Below are 20,095 nucleotides of genomic sequence, written 5' to 3' on the forward strand. Positions count from 1 at the left end.
CATCGTCGTCAATCGAGACCGTGTGCGGTTGACGAATGCCCAGCAAATCTCGGTCCAGGCGGGGGTGACGGCATGAGCGAGGTCGGTATCCCGGACAAGTTCGCGAGCCTGGGGCTCACCTACGACGATGTGCTGCTGTTGCCGGGCGAGACCGATGTCATCCCCAGCGATGTCGACACCACCGCGCGGCTGACGCGCGAGATCACCCTGCGCATCCCGCTGCTGTCGAGCGCGATGGACACCGTCACCGAGTCCCGGATGGCGATCGCCATGGCCCGGGAGGGCGGCATCGGCATCCTGCACCGCAATCTCTCGATCGAGGATCAGGCCTACCAGGTCGACCTCGTCAAGCGCACCCAGACCGGCATGATCCCCAATCCGGTCACCACCAACCCGAAGGCCACGCTCGAGGAACTCGACGAGATCTGCGGACAGTACCGCGTCTCGGGCCTCCCGGTCGTCGATACCGACAACACCCTGCTCGGCATCATCACCAACCGCGATCTGCGCTTCGTGCCGGTCGCGGAATGGCCGCAGCGGACGGTCGGCGAGATCATGACCCCGATGCCGCTCATCACCGGTCCGGTCGGCATCAGCCGTGAGGACGCCGCCGAGCTGCTGCGCGCGCACAAGCGCGAGCGTCTTCCGATCGTCGACGCCGACGGCCGCCTCGCCGGGCTCATCACCGTCAAGGACTTCGTCAAGTCCGAGCAGTTCCCGCTCGCCACCAAGGACAGCGAGGGGCGTCTGCTGGTCGGCGCCGCGGTCGGCTTCTTCGGCGACTCTTACGACCGGGCCGGCCGTCTCATGGAGGCCGGTGTGGACCTGCTCGTCGTCGACACCGCTCACGGCCATGCGAGTGCGCTGCTGGACATGGTGCGCCGGCTCAAGGCCGATCCCGCCTTCGACGGCGTCCAGATCGTCGGCGGCAATATCGCGACGCGTGCCGGTGCTCAGGCGCTCGTGGACGCGGGCGTCGACGCCGTCAAGGTCGGAGTCGGTCCCGGTTCGATCTGCACGACTCGCGTCGTCGCCGGCGTCGGCGTCCCGCAGGTCTCGGCCGTCTACGAGGCGTCGCTGGCCACCAAGCCGGCAGGCGTCCCGCTCGTCGCCGACGGTGGACTCCAGTACTCCGGCGATATCGCCAAGGCACTCGTCGCCGGTGCCGACTCGGTCATGGTGGGCTCGTTGCTCGCCGGCTGCGAGGAGAGCCCCGGTGAGCTGATCTTCGTCAACGGCAAGCAGTACAAGGCCTACCGTGGGATGGGCTCGGTCGGCGCGATGGCCTCGCGTGGCAAGAAGTCCTACTCCAAGGACCGTTACTTCCAGGCCGATGTCACGAGCGACGACAAGATCGTGCCCGAGGGCATCGAGGGCCGGGTCGCCTATCGGGGCCCGCTCTCGACGGTCGCCCACCAGCTCGTCGGCGGACTGCATCAGTCGATGTTCTACGTCGGCTCGCGTACGGTCCCCGAGCTTCAGGAGAAGGGGCGCTTCGTGCGGATCACCGCGGCTGGTCTGAAGGAATCGCACCCGCACGACATCCAGATGACCGTCGAGGCTCCGAACTACACCGTTCTCTGAACTCTCGCCACTCAGGCGCTCGCCGCCCGAGGCGGTGGAGGCCTTCGCCCGGACCCCGTTACCTGGGCGACATCACCGAAACGGCAGTGAAATCTACGTGCTCGGTATCACGTCATGAAGCGGCGTAAATCCTCCGATTGAAAGACGATCGCGGCGCTTTCATCGCCCGCGATGCCAGGGAAAAAGTCGAACTTCCCCGCCGGATGCGAAACCTGCCTGAAAGTTTCCTGAGTTTTTGGCAGTAACGCACCATGACCGCCTCGGTCACCAGGCGCTCCAATGATCACACCTTGCGGCGTAGGTCATATCGACCTGGCCCTGATCGAGAGGAGCGTCCATGTTCCGGTGGACCCGAGTGGTGAGTGTGACGGCAGCGGCGGCAGCGATGACTCTCGTCGCAGCGTGCGGGGGAGAGTCCGGCGGCGGAGACGAGGTGAGTGTCGCCGGGATCTTCTCTGGCCCGACGACCGATGCCGACTACAACGCCCTCGGGCTGAAGGCTCTGGAGGCGGCTGAGGCCGACGGAGCCCGCACCGGTCACTCCGAGAGCGTTCCCGTCCCCGATATCGAGCGTGTCCTGAACGAGTACGTCGCCGACGGCTTCTCCGTCGTGTGGACCCACGGATCGCAGTTCTACGACGCGACCGCCAAGATCGCCGAGCAGAACCCCGATGTCACGTTCATCGCGGAGTTCGACGGCGAGCCCGAGAACCAGCCCGAGAATGTCTGGGTCATCGACCGCAACTTCCACACCGTCTTCTACCCGATCGGGACCCTCGCCGCGAACCTCTCCTCGAGCGGCCAGGTCGGCTACCTCGGCGGCCTCTCGCTGCCCTTCTCCTACTCGGAGGTGCACGCCGTCGAGCAGGCCATCGCCGACAGCGGCAAGGACGTCACCCTGAACCCGGTCTGGTCAGGCGACTTCAACGAGACGGTCAAGGCGCAGCAGCTCACCACGCAGCTGCTGTCCGGCGGTAACGATGTCATCGTCACCTCGCTCAACCTGGGCGTCGTCGGCGCCTTCAAGGCCGTCACGCAGAAGCCGGCCGGGGAAGCCTGGCTGACGGTCAAGTACACGGACAAGTCCAAGAACGGTCCCGACCACTACGCGGCCACCGTCCTCTACGACTTCGAGCAGCCGCTGACCGAGATCCTCGAGTCGATCGAGTCCGGCGAGCGGTCCGGCTACTACCAGATGGGCTTCGGCAAGGGCGCGAGCGTCGAGGTCAGCGACGCGGTTCCCGCCGAGGTGCGGACCGCCGTCGAGGAGGCCGTCGAGGGCATCAAGGACGGATCGATCACCGTCGAGCTCGACCAGACGGAGCCCAAATGAGCCAGTCCGCTCCACGACTCGCCATGCGCGGGATCGTCAAGGAGTTCGGGCCGGTACGCGCTCTCGATCACGCGGAGCTGGAGGTCGCTCCCCGAGAGATCCACGGCCTCCTCGGCGGTAACGGCGCGGGCAAGACGACCTTGATGAACGTGCTGTACGGCCTCTATCGCGCGGATGCCGGCAGCATCGCGATCGACGGGACGGAGGTGTCCATCGCCTCGCCGAAGGATGCGATCGACGCCGGCGTCGGCATGGTGCACCAGAGCTTCCTGCAGATCGACAGCTACACCGTCACCGAGAACATCGTCCTGGGCACCAAGCTGCCCGGGCCGGCGTGGCGGCTGGACCTGTCCGATCCGCGGGAGCAGGTGGCCGAGTTGAGCAGCCGCTTCGGCCTGCACGTCGATCCCGACGCGATCGTGGAGGATCTGCCGGTCGGCGTGCGCCAGCGTGTCGAGATCCTCAAGGCGCTCTACCGCGGCGTCGGCACCCTCATCCTCGACGAGCCGACCACCAACCTCACACCCGGTGAGGTCGACGAGCTGTTCGGCTCGATGCGGACCATGGTCGACGAGGGACTCAGCGTCATCCTCATCACCCACAAGATCCGCGAGACGATGGCGGCGTGCGACCGGATGACGGTCATGCGCGATGGTCAGCGGATCGCCACCGTGCGACGTGAGGAGACCGATGCCGAGGCCCTCGCGGGCATCATGGTCGGCCGCGATCTCGACGACGGCGTCCCGGAGGCGGCGGTCATCGCGACCGGCGTGGTCGAGGATGTCGAGGACGTCGCCGAGGTGGTCGAGTCGGCGGAGCCGCTCCGTCCCGATCCGGTCGACAGCGGGGCGGTCCGGGTCGAGGGACTGCGGGTCCGCAACGATCACGGCGTCGAGGCGGTGCGCGGTCTGTCGCTGTCGATGGGCCGCGGCGAGATCCTCGGTGTCGCCGGTGTCGCCGGCAACGGTCAGGTGGAGTTCGCCGAGGCCATCGCCGGGGTCCGCCAGCCGGAGACGGGACACGTGTGGATCCGGGGCACCGATCTCGTCGGTCGCCCGACACGCGAGTGGTTGGCCGCCAAGGTGGCCTATGTTCCCGAGGACCGCGACGGTGACGGCGTGCTGCCGACGATGACGGTCGCCGAGAACCTGGTCCTGGGCTCACAGCGGTCCTCCGATATCCGGCGGGCCGGCCTGATCGACTGGAAGGAAGCCCGGCAGAAGGCCGCCGAGGCCATCGCGACCTACTCGATCCGGGCCAACGGTCCGAATGCGCTGGCCGGTGATCTGTCCGGTGGCAATATCCAGCGCGTCATCTTGGCGCGGGCGTTCGCCCACGAGCCGAGCTTGCTGATCCTGCACAACCCCACCCGGGGGCTGGATCTGCGGTCGACGCAGTTCGTCTACGAGCAGGTCCACGCGGCGACCGCCGCCGGCTGTTCGGTGTTGTTGCTGTCGGAGGATCTCGACGAGTTGGTCGCGCTGTCGGACCGCCTCGTGACGATCTACAACGGTGAATTCGTCGGCGAGTGGGCGCGGGGCGCCGTCGACCAGGTGGCTGTGGGTCAGAGCATGGCCGGAGTGGGAGTGGAACGATGAGTGAGCGAAGCGAGCGAACCATGAACACCTCCTCATGCCGGCATCGGCCTATCGTGTCTGTTTTCCAGGCGGTGGCGGCATGAGTGTCCAGACGACCGAACCGACTCCTTCGCCGGCTCCCGTGCCGGCGGAGAAGAAGGCGAACGGTCTGCTGTGGATGGCCGGCAGCTACGTCTTCTCGGTCCTGGCCGCGTTCGTGGTGGGGGCGATCATCATCGTCGCCCTCGGCTACGACCCGGTGCGAGCGATCGAGTCCATCCTCACCACGTCCTTCTCGACCTCCTTCGGCATGGTGGAGACGCTGCACAAGTGGGTGCCGATCGTCCTGTGCGCCTATGCCTTCGCGATCCCGCTGGCGACGGGCAAGTTCAACATCGGTGCCGAGGGCCAGCTTCTCGTCGGTGCGACCGGCGGCGTCGCGATGGGCATCCTGTTGTCGGATCTGCCGCTGCTCCTGCTCTTGCCGATGGTCCTGATCGCCGGTGTCCTTGCCGGAGCGGTCTGGGCCGGCATCGCGGCGGTGCTGATGGTGAAGTTCGGGGTCAACGAGATCCTCAGCACCGTGCTGTTGAACTTCGTCTCGTTCCAGCTGATCGACTATGTCGCCTCCCACGTGTGGCCGGACGCCGGCGCGGGTCACCCCGCGACCGTGCCGGTCGGTGACGGCGCTCGCCTGCCGGGTATCGGGGGACCGCCCCCGATCCACCTAGGTGTGGTCCTGACGCTCGTGGTGTGCGTGGCGGTCTGGCTGTGGGTGCGTCGCACGCCGTCCGGCTTCGAGATGCGGGCGGTGGGAGCCAATCCCCGCGCCTCGCTCGTGCACGGGCTGCGGACGTCGCGGCTCGCCGGCCTCGGCATCGTCGTCGGCGGCGGCATCGGCGGTCTCGCCGGTGCCATCGAGGTGGCCGGTGTCCACGGCAAGATGCTCGAGGGGATGCAGTCGAACTTCCTCATCCTGGGCATCATCGTCGGGCTGATGGCCCGCGGTTCGATGGCGGCGATCCCGGTCGTCGCATTCGGTATCGCGGTGCTGGAGGTCGGCGCGAGCTCCATGCAGCGCACCGCCCAGGTGCCGGTCGAGCTGGTGCTGATCGTGCAGGCCCTGATCCTGCTGTTCCTGTTGCTGTCCGATGTGGTGCGTCGGCGTTTCGAGAGGCGAGTGCGATGAACGAGATCGCGGAGTTCGTGGCGCTGGTGCTTCCGGCGATGGTGCCGTTCGTGTTGGCGGCGCAGGGGACCGTGTTGAGCGGCCGGGCCGGTGTCTTCAATGTCAGCCAGGAGGGCCTCATGGTCCTCGGCGCGGCCGTGGGCTTCCTGGTGAGCTACTCGGTAGGCAGCAACGCGGTGGGAGTGTTCGTCGCGGCGGCCGTGGCGGGCCTGTTCGGCCTGATCCTCGGCGTCATGACGACGAACTGGCGACTCGACCAGTTCATCGTCGGCCTCGCGTTGTACTTCGCGGCGCTGGGGTTGGCGAGCCTGCTGTACCGGGTGGCCGTCGGCACCACGCTGGAGCCGCCGCTGATCCCGACGCTGGAGTCCTATCCCATCCCGCTGCTGTCGAAGATCCCGTACCTGGGGGAGATGTTCTTCGACCACGACCTGCTGGTGTACACGGCCTTCGTGCTGTCCGGGCTGCTGTTCTGGTTCATGTACCGGACGAATGCGGGCTTGCGGTTCCGCGCCTGCGGCGAGAATCCGCGGTCGGCCGACAGCCTGGGCGTGAACGTCGCCCGCACGCGGATCGTCGCCTCGGTGCTGGGCGCGGCGCTCGTCGGCGTGGCGGGGGCCTACCTGCCGATGGTCTACACCGGCACGTTCACCGAGGGTATGGTGGCCGGTCGCGGCTGGCTCGTCATCGCGCTCGCCTTCCTCGGCGGTTGGCGTCCTCAGTACATCCTCGCCGGTGCGGCCTTCTTCGCCGGCATGGAAGTGCTGGCATTGCGGGCCCAGGTGGCCGGGGTCGGCATTCCCCACCAGTTCGTGCTGATGCTGCCGTATGTCGCGACCCTCGTGGTCATGATGTTCGCCTTCCGGTGGGCGCGCCAGCCGCGTTTCCTCGGTCAGAACTACGACCGGGAGAGCCGCCTGGCCGGATGATCCGCTGACGGTGCCCGTGCGCCCGGTGGCCCGATGGCCGCCGGGCGCACGAGGTTGTCAGATGAACTACGTGGACCACTAGGCTGAACCACATGAGCATCGATATCGGGATGGCCAAGCGCGGGCGGCAGGGATATCACTTCGACGACATCGCGATAGTCCCGTCGCGGCGCACGCGTGATCCCGAGGAGGTATCGACGCATTGGCAGATCGATGCCTATCGCTTCGACCTGCCGGTGATGGCCGCTCCGATGGACTCGGTCATGAGCCCGGACACGGCGATCGCCCTCGGCCGCATGGGCGGTCTCGGCGTCCTCGACCTGGAGGGTCTGTGGACGCGCTATGAGAATCCCGAGCGGCTGCTGGAGGAGATCGCGACGATCGACCCGGCCAGCGCCACTCAGCGGCTGCAGGAGATCTACCGTGAGCCGATCAAGGCCGAGCTGATCGCTGCGCGGCTGCAGCAGGTCCGCGATGCGGGCGTGACGGTCGCGGGGGCGTTGTCGCCTCAGCGCACCAAGCAGTTCGCCGAGACCGTCGTCAGCGCGGGTGTGGACCTCTTCGTCATCCGCGGCACGACCGTGTCGGCGGAGCACGTCTCGGGCCAGACCGAGCCGTTGAATCTGAAGAACTTCATCTACGAGCTGGACGTGCCGGTGATCGTCGGCGGGTGCGCTACCTACCAGGCGGGCCTGCACCTCATGCGCACCGGCGCGGCAGGTGTGCTCGTCGGTTTCGGCGGGGGAGCGGCGCACACCACTCGCTCGGTGCTGGGCGTGGCGGTCCCGATGGCGTCGGCGGTCGCCGATGTCGCCGCTGCGCGCCGCGACTACCTGGACGAGTCCGGGGGCCGTTATGTGCACATCATCGCGGACGGCTCGATCGGGCGCAGCGGTGATATCGCGAAGGCGGTCGCGTGTGGTGCGGATGCGGTCATGATCGGCTCGCCCTTCGCGCGGGCCGATGAGGCGCCGGGACGTGGTTTCCACTGGGGTGCTGAGGCGTGGCACCCGGATCTGCCGCGTGGTGAGCGTGTCGATATCGGCACGGTCGGGTCATTGGAGCAGGTGCTGTTCGGTCCGTCGTCGGTGTCGGACGGCACGATGAACCTCATCGGCGCCTTGCGCAGGGCGATGGCGACGACCGGCTACACGGAGCTGAAGGAGTTCCAGCGGGTCGAGGTCGTCCTAGGATGACGGTCAGCGGCGCGCCATCGCATCGCGGATGCGTTTGAGAGGGGCCGGCCGTGGAAGATTTTCTCCGTCATCGGTGGCAGGCGATCGTCCTGGCGATCGTCGCGGTGGTGTTCATCGTGCAGAACCGTCACGACACCAAGATCACGTTCTTGTGGATGGATCTGAGGTCGCCGATGTGGCTGACGTTGACCGCTGTGACGCTGTTGGGTGTGGCGATCGGGGTGATCGTCAACCGTCGCACCGGCCGCAAGCCGTGACCGGGGGTCCGGTGCGATGGCACGAGATGCCCTATGACGATCCTGACGTGGTGGCGCTCATGTCGCTCATGTCGGTCGAGATGAATCTGCTGTATGGCCGTCCGGCGGAGGAGGCGCCTCCGGGGGCACCCGTCGGGCCGGGTGAGATGGCGCTGACGCTGCTCGGTGACCGTGAGGGGGCGCCGGTGGCGACGGCGAGTCTGCGCCGAGTGGGTGAGGATCTCGAGCTCAAGCGCATGTATGTCGCCGCCGATGCCCGCGGTGAGGGCATGGGTGCCTCGCTGCTCGAGCGGACGGAGACCGAGGCCAGGCGGCGGGGAGTTCGGCGTCTGGTTCTGCACACGGGCGAGCAACAGACAGCTGCGGTGGCGCTGTACCGGTCTCGCGGCTACCAGCCGATCGGCTCGCTCCCGGGCTATGAGGATGTCCCGGGCTCTCTGTTCCTGGCCCGGTCTCTCATCTGAGCCTTCGTGCCGGGGCACGCGCGATCGCCGTGCGATGGCGGTGAGCTGTCACGCACTCCGGCGGCGAAAGTGCGTGATGGCTCACCGCCTAGGGGAGAGGTGCGGGATAACTCACCGCCCGCGAGCCCGCGTCACAGCGCACGTCTCGCTGCCGGTGAAACGAATTCGTCCAGGAATGTGACATCACCCATGTCACATTCGAGATACTCGCGGTATCCTGATCGACATGCTCGATGTCAGCCAGGTCGCATCCCCGGTGTCGGACGACCGAGTCCGGCAGCTCACCGCGCTCATCCGCACCTCCATCGACGAGACGCGACGCACCGTCTCGCCCCTGACCGGTGACGAGATCGCGACCGTCCCCGTCTCCAGTGTCGATGACGTCGCCGCCGCCTTCGAGGCCGCGCGGCGCGCGCAGCGGACGTGGGCACGTACCTCGCCGCAGGCCCGCCAGCAGATGCTGCTGCGCCTGCACGATCTCGTCCTGGACCGTCAGGAGGAGCTGCTCGACCTGATCCAGCTCGAGTCCGGCAAGTCGCGCGCCCACGCCTTCGACGAGATCGCACACCTCGCGCTCACCGCGCGCTACTACGGCCGCCGACTGGCCAAGATCGTCGGGCCGCACCGGCGCTCGGGCGTCTACCCGGGCCTCACCACCGTGCGTCAGGTGCAGCAGCCCAAGGGCGTCATCGGCGTCATCAGCCCGTGGAACTATCCGCTGACCATGGCCATCTCCGATGGCCTCGCGGCCGTCGCGGCCGGTAACGCCGTCGTGCACAAGCCCGACAGCCAGAGTCCGCTCACGGCTCTCGCGGGGATCGAACTGCTGCGCGAGGCGGGATTCCCGCCCGAGCTCTGGCAGGTGGTGAGCGGTCAGGGTTCGGTCGTGGGACACGCGATCATCGAGCGAGCCGACTACATCTGCTTCACCGGCTCCACGGCCACGGGCAAGCGTGTGGCCGGCCAGTGCGCCGAGCGACTCATCGGCTGCTCGCTCGAGCTCGGTGGCAAGAACCCGATGATCGTGCTGCCGGGGGCGAATGTCGAGAAGGCGGCCGCCGGTGCCGTCACCGCCGCCTTCTCCTCGGCCGGGCAGCTGTGCGTCTCCATCGAGAGGATCTACGTCCACCGCCGCCAGTACGCGGCCTTCCGCGACGCTCTGGTGCGCCGGGTGCAGTCGATGAGCTTCGGCACCGCGCTGGACTGGGAGGCCGACATGGGCACCCTGGTCTCCCCGGCGCAGCTCGCGACGATCGAGAAGCACGTCGACGACGCCATCGCGCAGGGCGCCACTGTGCTCGTCGGCGGGCGCGCCCGCCCCGAGCTGGGGCCGTGGTTCTACGAGCCGACCGTGCTCGAAGGCGTCACTCCGGCGGCCGAATGCTTCGCCGAGGAGACCTTCGGCCCGCTCGTCTCGCTCTACTCCTATGACACCGTCGACGAGGCCGTCGCCTTCGCGAACTCCGGTGTCTACGGACTCAACGCGAGTGTCTGGGGGCCGGCGCGGACCGCCAAACAGGTCGCCGCGCGGCTCAAGGCCGGCACTGTCAACGTCAACGAGGGCTTCGCCGCGACCTTCGGCAGCATCGACGCCCCGATGGGCGGCATGCGCGAGTCGGGCACCGGCCGTCGTCAGGGTGCCGAGGGTCTCCTGCGCTTCACCGAGAGCCAGGCGATCGGTGCTCAGCGGCTGATGCCCGTCGGAGGCCCGCCGTTCATCGGGTCCGGCGCCTTCAGCAAGCTCATGACCCTGGGTCTGAGGCTCCTCAAGAAGGCGGGGAAGGCATGAGTGAGCATTACGACGTCATCGTCATCGGGTCGGGCTTCGGGGGCAGCGTCTCGGCTCTGCGGCTGACCGAGAAGGGCTACCGTGTCGCCGTGCTCGAGGCGGGCCGGCGCTTCAGCGACGACGAGTTCGCCACGACCTCCTGGCACCTGCGCGACTACCTCTGGGCACCGGCGATCGGCTGCTACGGCATCCAGCGCGTCGACCTGCTGAAGGACTCGCTCATCCTGTCCGGCGCTGGCGTCGGGGGAGGGTCGCTGGTGTATGCCAACACGCTCTACGAGCCCCTCGAGCCGTTCTTCCGCGATCCGGCCTGGGGTTACATCACCGACTGGAAGGACGAGCTCGCGCCGTACTACGACCAGGCCAAGCGGATGCTCGGCGTCGTCGAGTACGCGATGGAGACGCCGGCCGACCGGGTCATGCAGGAGACCGCCCGTCGCATGGGCGTCGAGGGGACCTTCCACTACGCGCCGGTGGGTGTCACCTTCGGCCCCGAGCCGGGCGCCCCGCTCGACGACCCCTACTTCGGCGGGGCGGGGCCTCGACGCAATGCCTGCCTCAACTGCGGCGAGTGCATGACCGGCTGCCGGCACAATGCCAAGAACACCCTCGTCAAGAACTACCTCTATCTCGCCGAGCAGGCGGGAGCGAGCATCTTCGCGCTGACCACGGTCACGCGGGTGCGTCCCCGGCGCCGGGGCGGTTACGAGATCAGCACCAAGCCGACCGACAAGCGCTTCGGCAAGGGTGCCACCTTCACGGCCGATCAGGTGGTCTTCGCCGCCAGCGCTCTAGGCACTCAGCGGCTGCTCCACAAGCTGCGCGATAACGGCGATCTCCCGCGCCTCTCACGTCGCCTCGGGGTGCTGACCCGCACCAACTCCGAGGCATTGCTCGGCGCCATCGCCACGGACGACTCGGTCGATTACTCCGAGGGTGTGGCCATCACGTCCTCGATCCATCCCGATCCCTACACGCACATCGAGCCGGTCCGCTACGGCAAGGGCTCCAACGCGATGATGCTCGTGCAGTCGGCCCTGGCACCCGCCGACACCGGCCGTCACCGGCTGCGCGAATGGGCGGTCAACATGCTCAAGATGGTTCCTTACCTGCACAAGATCTTCGACTGGCGCCATTGGTCGGAGCGGACCGTGATCGCGCTGGTCATGCAGGCCTACGACAACTCGATCACCACGTACACCAAGAAGGGACCGTTCGGTCGTCGCCGGCTCACCTCGCGCCAGGGCCACGGGCTGCCGAACCCGACCTATATCCCCGAAGGACATCAGGCGGTGACGACGATGGCCGACATCATGGGCGGTATCGCCGGCGGCACGGTCGGAGAGCCGGTCGGAGTGCCGATGACCGCGCACTTCATGGGCGGCTGCGCGATCGGGGACTCGGCGGCCAATGGCGTCATCGACCCGTACCAGCGCGTGTTCGGCCACCCCGGGCTTCACGTCGCGGACGGCTCGGCGGTGAGTGCCAATCTCGGCGTCAATCCGTCCCTGACGATCACCGCTCAGGCCGAGCGGGCGATGGCCCTCTGGCCGAACAAGGGCGAGACGGATCCCCGCCCGGCGCTCGGCGCTCGCTACCGGCGGGTGGAGCCGGTCGTGCCGAAGAACCCGGTGGTGCCGGACTCCGCGCCGGCCGCATTGCGGCTGCCCGTGGTGGGTGTCGGCTGAGACGTCTCCCATGGTGGGACGCGAATGATCGCCCTTTTTCAAGCGAAGTCCAGTACCGACACGCATGTGACGGAAGAAAATTATGTGACTGGTGTTCCCCCTGAGGCTCTGGGGGATTAGCGTGGTGACCCATGAGTCGCCGCTTCCCCCTGCTCGTGGTGTCGGTCGTCGGCCTTGTCGGGGCCTCGATGTCGACTGTCCAGGCTGCCCCGGACGAGGACCGGGTTGCCGCCATCCAGGTCGAGCTGGTCGAGTCCCGTCAGGCGCTCAATGGTCTCTATGCCAATGCCGCGGCGGCCTCTGAGCAGTACAACGCCGCCGTGGTGGCCGCGGAGCGCGCCGACTCCGAGATCGCCGAGCTGGATGGGCAGATCGCCGAGGCCGAGGCCGAGCTGGAGACCGAGCGGACGTCCGTCGCCGATCTCACGCTGCGCCAGCTGGAGGGCAACGACAGCATCCAGGCCATCTCCTCCATGGTCGGCTCGAGCGAGCCTCGTGAGCTGCTCGAGCGTGCGGGCGCCTTCGCCAGCACACAGGACGCCGTGGCCGCCCAGATCTCGCAGTTGGAGGCCAAGCAGGCCGTCGTGCGCACCGTGCTCGACGAGGCCGAGCGGGCACAGCAGCGCCGCGACGACGCCCTCGCCGCGCAACGGTCGACCGTGCAGTTCATCGAGGACACGATCGCCGAGGCGGAACAGCGTCAGGGTGAGTTGACCGGCGAGCGCGAGACGCTGCTGGCGGAGCTGGCTCGGTTGCAGGAGCTCAGCGTCGACGAGGTGACGTCGCGACAGGACCGGATCGACGAGCGCATCGACTCCTCGGGTCCTTCCTCGGTCCCTGAGGGAGCGCCCGGAGGATCGGGCGGTGAGAACACCTCGCCGTCGCCGAACCGGCCCGCGCCGACCACCGAGGCCCCGCGGCCCACCCAGCCGCCTCCCCCTCCGCCGGCGCCCAAGCCGCCACCTCCGCCGCCGGCGCCGAACCCGACTGGGGTCGAGGCGATGATCGGCTACGCGCAGGCCCAGTTGGGCAAGCCGTACCAGTGGGGCGGCGCGGGCCCGAACTCCTTCGACTGCTCGGGTCTGGTCATGCGGGCTCTCGAAGCCGCTGGAAAGGGCTCGCCTCGGGTGGCAGGGGACCAGTACAACGCCTTCCGGAAGATCGACCCCTCCCAGCGCCAGCGCGGTGACCTGCTGTTCTGGTCCAACGGGTCGGGCATCTACCACGTGGCGATCTCGCTCGGCGGGGGACGGATGATCCACGCGCCCAACTCCAGCCGTCCGGTCGAGATCGTCTCGGACACGTGGATGGGCGCGCCGCAGCTCGCCGCCCGCCCCTTCTGACCCCGGCCGCTGCGAGGGTCCCACCTCGGCAGCGGTGGGCCAGCGACCTCACACCCGGCCGGGCGGTAGGCGGTCAACTTATCGAGGCCTCGATAACGTTGCTGGGCTACCGCCGCCGCGGATCAGGCCTCCGGGCGGAAGATGCCCGCGGGAGTGAGCGCCACGTTCACCGTGACGTCGTGCGGTTCGTGGGGGAGGGCTGGTACGAGCTCATCGGCGAAGACGATCGCGCAGGTCAGCCCGGGGTAGTGCTCCAACGCCCGATCGTAGTAGCCGGCACCGCGGCCGAGGCGATGACCGGCGTGATCGACCGCGAGTGCCGGCACGAAGGCAGTGGCACACGTCGCGAGGGCCCCTGGGCCCAGTCGGGCACCGGACGGCTCCGCGATTCCGTGAGCGCCGAGTGTGGTCGGCTCATCGTCGACCAGGACCCAGTCGAGCATCCGCGTGGCCGGTTCGCTGACCGGCACGATCACCTCGACTCCGCGGCCGCGCAGTGCCTCGATGAGCGGCAGCGTGTCCGGTTCCTCGGCCATCGGCAGATAGCAGGCGATCCGTGGCCCGCGGGTCAATGCCAGCTGAGACAGCGCGTGGAGAGCGAGGGTCTCACCCGATGCGCGGCGCTCCGCGGCGGGTCGTGCGCGACGGCGTGCGAGGAGCTCGCGACGCAGGATCGGCTTGTTCGCGGGTGCGGAACCGGACATGGCGCTAGCCTATGGCGGGTGAGTGGACTCAACGAAGCGCAGCAGCGGATGCACACCGCGGGTGTCCCCCAGCAGGCGATCGACGTGTTCTCGGACTTCTACGCTCAGCTCGAGAGCGGGGCCAGCGGCGCGATCCGCGAGTCCGATGTCGATCCCTTACGCGATATCGATGCCGTCGCCGACCTCGCCTTCAGCCCCGAGGAGGCCCGTGCCGCCGCGCAGGTGACGGCGATCGTCAAGCTCAACGGCGGACTCGGCACGTCGATGGGCATGGACCGGGCCAAGTCGCTGCTGCGAGTCCGTGAGGACGCGACCTTCCTCGACATCATCGCGCGACAGGTCACCTACGTCCGCGAGAATCTCGGCGCCCGTCTGCCACTTCTGTTCATGGACAGCTTCCGCACCCGCGACGACACGCTGGCAGCCCTCGAGCGCCATCCCGACCTGGCGTACGGCGATCTGCCGCTGGACTTCCTGCAGAACCGCGAGCCCAAGCTCCGTGTCGACACCCTGGCCCCGGTCGACTGGCCCGACGACCCCTCCCTCGAGTGGTGTCCGCCCGGCCACGGCGACCTCTACACGGCGCTGCAGACCTCGGGCGTCCTCGACCGGTTGATCGGCGGGGGATTCCGCTATGTCTCGGTCTCGAACTCGGACAATCTCGGTGCCGCCCCCGATCCCCAGATGATGGCCTGGTTCGCCCAGTCGGGAGCCCCCTACGCGGCGGAGGTGTGCGAACGCACACCCGCCGATGTGAAGGGCGGTCATCTGGTGGTCCGCAAGCGCGACGGCCGGCTCGTCCTGCGCGAGACGGCACAGACCGCAGCCGAGGACGAGCAGTACGCCACCGACCCGCAGCGACACCGGTACTTCCACACCAACAACCTGTGGTTCGACCTGGTGCGGCTGCGCGAGGTCCTGAACGAGCGGCGCGGAGTGATCGGGCTGCCCCTCATCCGCAATGAGAAGACGGTCGATCCCACCGATCCCTCCTCGCCCAAGGTCGTGCAGATCGAGTCGGCGATGGGAGCCGCGGTCGAGGTCTTCGACGGTGCGACGGCCATCGAGGTGCCGCGCTCACGGTTCCTGCCGGTCAAGACCACCAATGACCTCGCCCTCCTGAGGTCCGATGTCTACGAGCTGGGGGCGGACGGGCGGCTGCGTGCCGGCTCGGCGGCACCGCTCGTGTCCCTCGATCGCGACTACTTCACGAGAATCGCGGACTTCGAGCGGCGCGTGCCCGAACCGCTTTCCCTCGTGCGTGCGACGCGTCTGCGCGTGGAGGGTGATGTCAGCTTCGAGGGCGCGGCGACGGTCATCGGCGACGTCACGGTCACGGCGCCGCAGGGCGAGTCCCGGAACGTCGCCGCCGGAACCGTCCTGCGCGCGGGTTAGGCTGACACACATGACAGCGGGAGAGTCGACCAGCGGAGCACCCACCGCGGCGTCTGGTGGTTCTGGGCTGCCGCCCAGACCGCGACCGCACAGCATCGCCCCAGGACGCCTCACGGTGGAGGACCACCTCGAGACGATCCTGCGCGGGATCGGTCCGCTCGGCGCCTACGATCAGCCCGTCGTCGAGTCGCTGGGGCTGTCGCTGCACGAGGAGATCGTCAGCGACCTGGACCTACCGCGGCACGACTCCGCCGATATCGACGGCTACGCCGTCGCCGCGCAGGATCTCGCGGGGGCCAGCACGACCGGTCCGGTCGAGCTTCCGGTCGTCGGCGAGATCGTCTCGGGATCGGGCAAGCCCTTCGCCATCAGCTCGGGCACCTGCGTCACGATCATGACGGGAGCCCCGCTGCCGCATGGGGCGGATGCCGTCGTCCCGGTCGAGCATGTGCGGGGGGACCATGCGCGGGTCGGCTTCACCCGCCCGGCCACCCCCGGCCAGAACGTCCGGCGCCAGGGCGAGGACGTCCAGGCCGGCACGCTGGTCCTCCCCGAAGGGTCGGTGCTCGGTCCACGCGAGATCGGCCTCCTGGCCTCCGTGGGACGCTCACGGATCAAGGCGCGCCCGCGCCCGCGTGTCGTCATCATCTCCACCGGTCGCGAGCTGCGCGAGCCGGGCGAGCACCTCGGCCACGACTCCGTCTATGACGGCAACTCCTCGATGATCGCCGCCGCGGTGCGCGCGGCCGGTGCGATCGCCTTCCGGGTCGGCGCCGTGGGCGACGATCCGCGCCAGTTCCAGCGGGTGCTGTCCGATCAGCTGGTGCGTGCCGACTTGGTCATCACCACCGGCGGCCTGGGGCATTCACGCCGCGATGTCGTGCGTCAGGTGCTCGGCAATGTCGGAACCGTCCAGTTCCACGATGTCGCCCTCGAGCCGGGCCACGACCAGGGATTCGGGCGGGTCCTCGATGAGGAGACTCCGCTGATCGCGTTGCCCGGCGACCCTGTCTCGGCCTTCGTCGCCTTCGAGGTGTTCGCCCTCCCCGCGCTGCGGCGTCTGATGGGACGCACGCCGTACCGGCGCCCTCAGGTCCATGCCGTCCTGGCCGAGGACATCGCCTCGGAGCCGGGTCAGCGCGAGTACGTGCGCGGGATCTTCGAGGTCACACACCGTGGTGCCAAGGTCACCCCGGTCAAGGGCCGTGGCGCTCACCTGATCGGCCATCTGGCCCAGGCGAACGCGCTCATCGTCGTGGGCGAGGACGAGACGGCGCTCAATCTCGGTGACACCGTGCGCACCATCGTCCTCGACCGCTCCTTCTGATGGCCCGCGGCTGGCCGGTCACGCTGCGCGACGGCCAGATCGGGGTCCGGCCGCTGGCCCGGCGCGATGCCACCACCTGGTCGCGGTTGCGGGCCGACAATCTCGAATGGCTGGCGCCCTGGGAAGCGACCCTCCCGCCCGGCGCGGGCCCGCCGCCGATCTCCTATACGACCATGATCAGCGGATTGCGGCGCCGCGCCCGCGAGGGTTCGGTCATGCCGTTCGCGGTCACCTGGGACGGGCAGATGGTGGGCCAGCTGACGGTCAACGCGATCACCGGCGGCTCGGCGCAGTCGTCGAGTATCGGCTACTGGGTGGCGCGCTCGTACGCCGGTCGCGGCATCACGCCGACCGCCGTGGCGCTGGTGACGGACCATCTGCTCGGGCCGGCCGGTCTGCATCGTGTCGAGATCGCGATACGCCCCGAGAACGCCGCCAGCCTGCGTGTCGTCGAGAAGCTCGGTTTCCAGCGCATCGGTATCGCCCCGCGGTACCTGCACATCGCGGGGGACTGGCAGGACCACGTACTCTTCCAGCTCACCTCCGAGGATGTCCCGGAGGGGGTCCTGCGCCGCTGGCATCAACGCCGCGTGTGACAACTCATCAGCGACACACGCAGGCTGATCCCACGATCCGGGGCGCTGAAGCCCTACGGTTTCAACGTGGCTTCCTCCGGACTCATCGTCGCGTTCGTCGTCGCCCTCTGGGCGACGTACTTCGTGCCGCTGGTCCTGCGTCGCTACGACGAGGCCAATAAGAACTCCGCACTCGATACGGAGGGTCCCATGCGCCGTGTGGTGACGTCGAACCAGACCGACACTTCTTCCCCCGCCGCCGAGCCCGCTGCCGATCACCGGTCGCCGGGCGCGCCGCACCGTCCTGCTCCCACCGTCACGCGCGAGGCGGCTCGCATCGCCGCGCGCCGTCGCCGCAACACGCTGCTGACGCTCGTGGCGCTGCTCGCCGTCGTCGGCGGTGTCGCCGGCTTCGGCTATCTGCCGCTGTGGGCGATCGCCGTGCCCGCGGCGTTGATCGTAGGGTGGCTGATCCTGTGCCGGGTCATGGTGCGTGCCGAGCGCGGCATCTCCCAGCCCCGGGCTCCCCGCGTCCGCGAGGAGCGGGCGGGCGCCGACGAGACGCCCGAGCAGCGCGAACCGCGAGCGAGTCGCTTCGCGGCGCTCAAGGGCAAGGTCGGATCGCTCACCTCCCGGGTGACGTCGTCATCCGCACCCGAGTACAGCGCCGACGACGAGGCGACCATCATCGTCAACGTCGACGACATCGACCCTGACCGCAAGCACGTCATGGAGGACGTCCCGCTCACCGAGGACGCCCTCGACGAGCAGCTGGAGATCGCGGTGCCGAGTGTCGGCGTCGACGGCCAGATGCTCTGGGATCCGCTGCCGGTGACGGTGCCCACCTATGTGACCAAGCCGCGCGCCGGCCGTACGGTCCGCACCATCGATTTCACCCAGGCGGGCGCCTGGACCTCCGGCCACGTGGAGGGCGAGAACGTCGAGTTCCCGACCCGCCGCGACGAGCAGGATCACCCGGAGACCCGCCGGGCCGTCGGTCACTGAGCCAGTGGTAGGCTCAGTGCCACTGGGGCATTGGCGCAGTTGGTAGCGCGCTTCGTTCGCATCGAAGAGGTCAGGAGTTCGAATCTCCTATGCTCCACAATTTCAGACGTAGTCGAACCCCTGACATGGGTGTTCTGGCCTGTCGTGACGACGAAGGGCTCCGCGAGGCGGAGGGTTGCTTCCTCGTCTTCGTCGATGTCGATGCCGGTGGTGAGGTCTGGTTCGCGAGGCGTTTCCCGTGCGAGTCGGTGGTCTTGTAGAGGTGTTGGCAGTCGATCAGGAGCCGTAGCGCCTTCGCGATCTGGCGTCTGGGTCCTTGGTCTTGGTCGTGTTCGTTCTCGATGCGGCGGTCGATGTCAGCGAGCCCTGCCCTGATGCGGTCCTGGTGGCGCTTCAGCGTGGGTAGGTCGATGGCGTCGGCGAAGTGGGCGGCGAGGAGCTTGTCGGACTCGTCTTCGAGCCGTCGGCGGTTCGCCGCGAGTTCGGCCAGCTCGTCGGAACGTGCGGCGAATCTCTCGTCGAACGCCGCCTCGACCTTCTTGGTCAGGCCGACGTACTGGGCCTCGTTGATGCTGATGCGGGCGTAGCAGTCGGCGACCAGCTGCTCGGCGACGGCAATGGGGATTGCGCGGCGCGTGCACTTCGTCTTGCGGGTGCGCCTGCCGCTGCACGAGTAGTAGGCGTACTGGATGCCCTGCTTGTTCGTCGGCAGGTCGAGCTGCAACCTGGAACCGCACACCCCACAGAACAGCGACCCTTTGAGGTAGTGGTCGTGGACGCGCTTGCGTGCTCTCGCCTTCTTCGCAACGTCGAGAATCGACTGCACACGCTGCCAAGTAGCGAGGTCAATCAGCGGCTCGTGAGAGCCCGGATGGTTCGCGCCCTTATACGGGACGAGGCCGATGTAGTAGGGGTTTCACAGGATGAAGCGCCCCAGGTTTGATGCCGCATCCTTTTGAGTTGGAAGGATGCGAACCATGCCGAAGAAGATCGATCAGAAGGTCAAGGAGCGGTGCGTGCGCCAGGTGCTGGAGCACCTGCCGGAGTACTCGTCGCTGACCGCGGCCGCCGAGTCCGTCGCTCGCCGCGAGGGGCTCGGGAAGGAGACCGTGCGTCGCTGGGTCGTCCAGGCCCAGGTCGACGGCGGCCAGCGCCAGGGAGCCACCAGTGAGGAGCTCGCCGAGATCAAGGACCTCAAGGCCAAGGTCCGCCGACTCGAGGAGGACAACGAGGTCCTGCGCAGGGCCTCGATTTTCTTCGCGGCCGAACTCGACCCCCGCAATCGATGATCGTCGCGTTCATCGACGAGCTGCGGGCCGAGGACCACGCGGTCGAGTCGATCTGCCGGGTCCTGCGTGAGCAGGGCTGCCAGATCGCCGCGAGGACTTATCGCGACTGGGCGCGCCTCGACCGCCCTGTCGCGGCCCGCACGGTCAGCGACGCCATCGTCACCAACCAGGTCCGAGACCTGGCCTGGAGGATCGACCACGAGGGCGTGCGTCGGATGACTCCCGAGGGACTGTACGGCCGTCGCAAGATGACTGCGCTCGTGCGTCGCGCCAGCCCGGAAGCGTCGCCCGGGTCGGTGGACCGGGCGATGAGGACCCTGTCCCTGCAAGGGGTTCGACGCTCCAAGGGGATCCGGACCACGATTCCCGGCAAGGACGGCAAGAGAGCTGGCGACCTGCTCGACCGCAACTTCACGGCCGAGGCCCCGAACCGAACCTGGGTCATGGACTT

The 20,095-nt window shown here is 68.3% G+C and carries 17 protein-coding genes, 1 tRNA gene and 1 pseudogene; 17 read left to right on the forward strand and 2 right to left on the reverse strand.

The genetic code is table 11. The features are described 5' to 3' along the window. Positions 1-72: 72 nt before the first annotated feature. The 11 genes from guaB to FNM00_RS02760 all read left to right on the forward strand — a co-directional run bounded on the left by guaB (position 73) and on the right by FNM00_RS02760 (position 13,349). Entirely contained in the window at positions 73-1,584 is a 1,512-nt protein-coding gene (gene guaB / locus FNM00_RS02710) for an IMP dehydrogenase (protein WP_143911456.1), read from the forward strand. Positions 1,585-1,921: 337 nt separating this feature from the next. Then, positions 1,922-2,917: a BMP family ABC transporter substrate-binding protein gene (locus FNM00_RS02715; protein ID WP_143911457.1), complete on the forward strand. Its 996-nt coding sequence runs from the start codon at positions 1,922-1,924 to the stop codon at positions 2,915-2,917. Further along, positions 2,914-4,515: an ABC transporter ATP-binding protein gene (locus FNM00_RS02720; RefSeq protein ID WP_143911458.1), complete on the forward strand. Its 1,602-nt coding sequence runs from the start codon at positions 2,914-2,916 to the stop codon at positions 4,513-4,515. Before FNM00_RS02715 ends, FNM00_RS02720 begins: the two co-directional genes overlap by 4 nt. Positions 4,516-4,594: 79 nt before the next feature. Beyond that, positions 4,595-5,683, forward strand: a complete 1,089-nt coding sequence (locus FNM00_RS02725) for an ABC transporter permease (protein ID WP_143911459.1) — start codon at positions 4,595-4,597, stop codon at positions 5,681-5,683. Continuing rightward, complete coding sequence (locus FNM00_RS02730; RefSeq protein ID WP_205196521.1) at positions 5,680-6,612, forward strand: ABC transporter permease; 933 nt, start codon at positions 5,680-5,682, stop codon at positions 6,610-6,612. The genes FNM00_RS02725 and FNM00_RS02730 overlap by 4 nt, the downstream gene beginning before the upstream one ends. Positions 6,613-6,704: 92 nt before the next feature. After that, positions 6,705-7,808 (forward strand): GuaB3 family IMP dehydrogenase-related protein, encoded by a 1,104-nt coding sequence (locus FNM00_RS02735; protein ID WP_143911460.1) that lies wholly within the window; start codon positions 6,705-6,707, stop codon positions 7,806-7,808. A 50-nt stretch (positions 7,809-7,858) separates the two neighbouring features. Next, a complete protein-coding gene (locus FNM00_RS02740; RefSeq protein WP_143911461.1) occupies positions 7,859-8,065 on the forward strand; it encodes a LapA family protein in 207 nt (68 codons plus the stop codon). An 11-nt stretch (positions 8,066-8,076) separates the two neighbouring features. Further along, entirely contained in the window at positions 8,077-8,529 is a 453-nt protein-coding gene (locus FNM00_RS02745; RefSeq protein ID WP_143911462.1) for a GNAT family N-acetyltransferase, read from the forward strand. A gap of 226 nt (positions 8,530-8,755) precedes the next feature. Beyond that, a complete protein-coding gene (locus FNM00_RS02750; RefSeq protein ID WP_143911463.1) occupies positions 8,756-10,318 on the forward strand; it encodes a succinic semialdehyde dehydrogenase in 1,563 nt (520 codons plus the stop codon). Continuing rightward, positions 10,315-12,006 carry a GMC oxidoreductase gene (locus tag FNM00_RS02755; protein ID WP_143911464.1) on the forward strand — a complete coding sequence of 564 codons (1,692 nt, stop codon included), beginning with the start codon at positions 10,315-10,317 and terminating at the stop codon, positions 12,004-12,006. Before FNM00_RS02750 ends, FNM00_RS02755 begins: the two co-directional genes overlap by 4 nt. A gap of 131 nt (positions 12,007-12,137) precedes the next feature. Further along, entirely contained in the window at positions 12,138-13,349 is a 1,212-nt protein-coding gene (locus FNM00_RS02760; protein ID WP_143911465.1) for a C40 family peptidase, read from the forward strand. A gap of 122 nt (positions 13,350-13,471) precedes the next feature. On the opposite strand, the gene FNM00_RS02765 is transcribed toward FNM00_RS02760, so the two are convergent. After that, positions 13,472-14,053, reverse strand: coding sequence for a 5-formyltetrahydrofolate cyclo-ligase (locus FNM00_RS02765; protein ID WP_143911466.1), 582 nt, complete (start codon positions 14,051-14,053; stop codon positions 13,472-13,474). Between the two features lie 48 nt (positions 14,054-14,101). Between FNM00_RS02765 and FNM00_RS02770 the strand changes: the two genes are divergently transcribed. The 5 genes from FNM00_RS02770 to FNM00_RS02790 all read left to right on the forward strand — a co-directional run bounded on the left by FNM00_RS02770 (position 14,102) and on the right by FNM00_RS02790 (position 18,452). Further along, the gene (locus FNM00_RS02770) at positions 14,102-15,448 is read left to right on the forward strand and encodes a UTP--glucose-1-phosphate uridylyltransferase (RefSeq protein WP_143911503.1); all 1,347 of its coding nucleotides are present in this window, start codon (positions 14,102-14,104) and stop codon (positions 15,446-15,448) included. A gap of 115 nt (positions 15,449-15,563) precedes the next feature. Beyond that, positions 15,564-16,775 (forward strand): molybdotransferase-like divisome protein Glp, encoded by a 1,212-nt coding sequence (gene glp, locus FNM00_RS02775; protein ID WP_246065034.1) that lies wholly within the window; start codon positions 15,564-15,566, stop codon positions 16,773-16,775. Then, positions 16,775-17,371 carry a GNAT family N-acetyltransferase gene (locus FNM00_RS02780; RefSeq protein ID WP_143911468.1) on the forward strand — a complete coding sequence of 199 codons (597 nt, stop codon included), beginning with the start codon at positions 16,775-16,777 and terminating at the stop codon, positions 17,369-17,371. Before glp ends, FNM00_RS02780 begins: the two co-directional genes overlap by 1 nt. 66 nt (positions 17,372-17,437) lie before the next feature. Then, on the forward strand, positions 17,438-18,355 hold the full coding sequence (gene sepX, locus FNM00_RS02785; RefSeq protein ID WP_143911469.1) for a divisome protein SepX/GlpR: 918 nt from the start codon (positions 17,438-17,440) through the stop codon (positions 18,353-18,355). 24 nt (positions 18,356-18,379) lie between these two features. Further along, positions 18,380-18,452 (forward strand) — tRNA-Ala (locus FNM00_RS02790). Here the strand turns inward: FNM00_RS02790 and FNM00_RS02795 are convergent. Next, positions 18,426-19,181 (reverse strand): recombinase zinc ribbon domain-containing protein, encoded by a 756-nt coding sequence (locus tag FNM00_RS02795; protein WP_185972937.1) that lies wholly within the window; start codon positions 19,179-19,181, stop codon positions 18,426-18,428. The two genes, FNM00_RS02790 and FNM00_RS02795, sit on opposite strands and share 27 nt — an antisense overlap. A gap of 151 nt (positions 19,182-19,332) precedes the next feature. On the opposite strand from FNM00_RS02795, the pseudogene FNM00_RS19145 reads away from it, so the two are divergent. Then, positions 19,333-20,095 (forward strand): annotated as a pseudogene (locus tag FNM00_RS19145) (transposase family protein); the annotation flags it as partial.

It is taken from the genome of Aeromicrobium piscarium (assembly GCF_007421815.1).
Taxonomy (GTDB): domain Bacteria; phylum Actinomycetota; class Actinomycetes; order Propionibacteriales; family Nocardioidaceae; genus Aeromicrobium; species Aeromicrobium piscarium.

Excerpts from the sequence above, each read along its gene's own strand:
- FNM00_RS02725 (WP_143911459.1), top strand. The coding sequence starts at position 4,595 with ATGAGTGTCCAGACGACCGAACCGACTCCTTCGCCGGCTCCCGTGCCG.
- FNM00_RS02715 (WP_143911457.1), top strand. The coding sequence starts at position 1,922 with ATGTTCCGGTGGACCCGAGTGGTGAGTGTGACGGCAGCGGCGGCAGCG.
- FNM00_RS02765 (WP_143911466.1), bottom strand. The coding sequence starts at position 14,053 with ATGTCCGGTTCCGCACCCGCGAACAAGCCGATCCTGCGTCGCGAGCTC.
- FNM00_RS02735 (WP_143911460.1), top strand. The coding sequence starts at position 6,705 with ATGAGCATCGATATCGGGATGGCCAAGCGCGGGCGGCAGGGATATCAC.
- FNM00_RS02750 (WP_143911463.1), top strand. The coding sequence starts at position 8,756 with ATGCTCGATGTCAGCCAGGTCGCATCCCCGGTGTCGGACGACCGAGTC.
- FNM00_RS02755 (WP_143911464.1), top strand. The coding sequence starts at position 10,315 with ATGAGTGAGCATTACGACGTCATCGTCATCGGGTCGGGCTTCGGGGGC.
- FNM00_RS02720 (WP_143911458.1), top strand. The coding sequence starts at position 2,914 with ATGAGCCAGTCCGCTCCACGACTCGCCATGCGCGGGATCGTCAAGGAG.
- FNM00_RS02770 (WP_143911503.1), top strand. The coding sequence starts at position 14,102 with ATGCACACCGCGGGTGTCCCCCAGCAGGCGATCGACGTGTTCTCGGAC.
- FNM00_RS02780 (WP_143911468.1), top strand. The coding sequence starts at position 16,775 with ATGGCCCGCGGCTGGCCGGTCACGCTGCGCGACGGCCAGATCGGGGTC.
- guaB (WP_143911456.1), top strand. The coding sequence starts at position 73 with ATGAGCGAGGTCGGTATCCCGGACAAGTTCGCGAGCCTGGGGCTCACC.
- FNM00_RS02730 (WP_205196521.1), top strand. The coding sequence starts at position 5,680 with ATGAACGAGATCGCGGAGTTCGTGGCGCTGGTGCTTCCGGCGATGGTG.
- FNM00_RS02760 (WP_143911465.1), top strand. The coding sequence starts at position 12,138 with ATGAGTCGCCGCTTCCCCCTGCTCGTGGTGTCGGTCGTCGGCCTTGTC.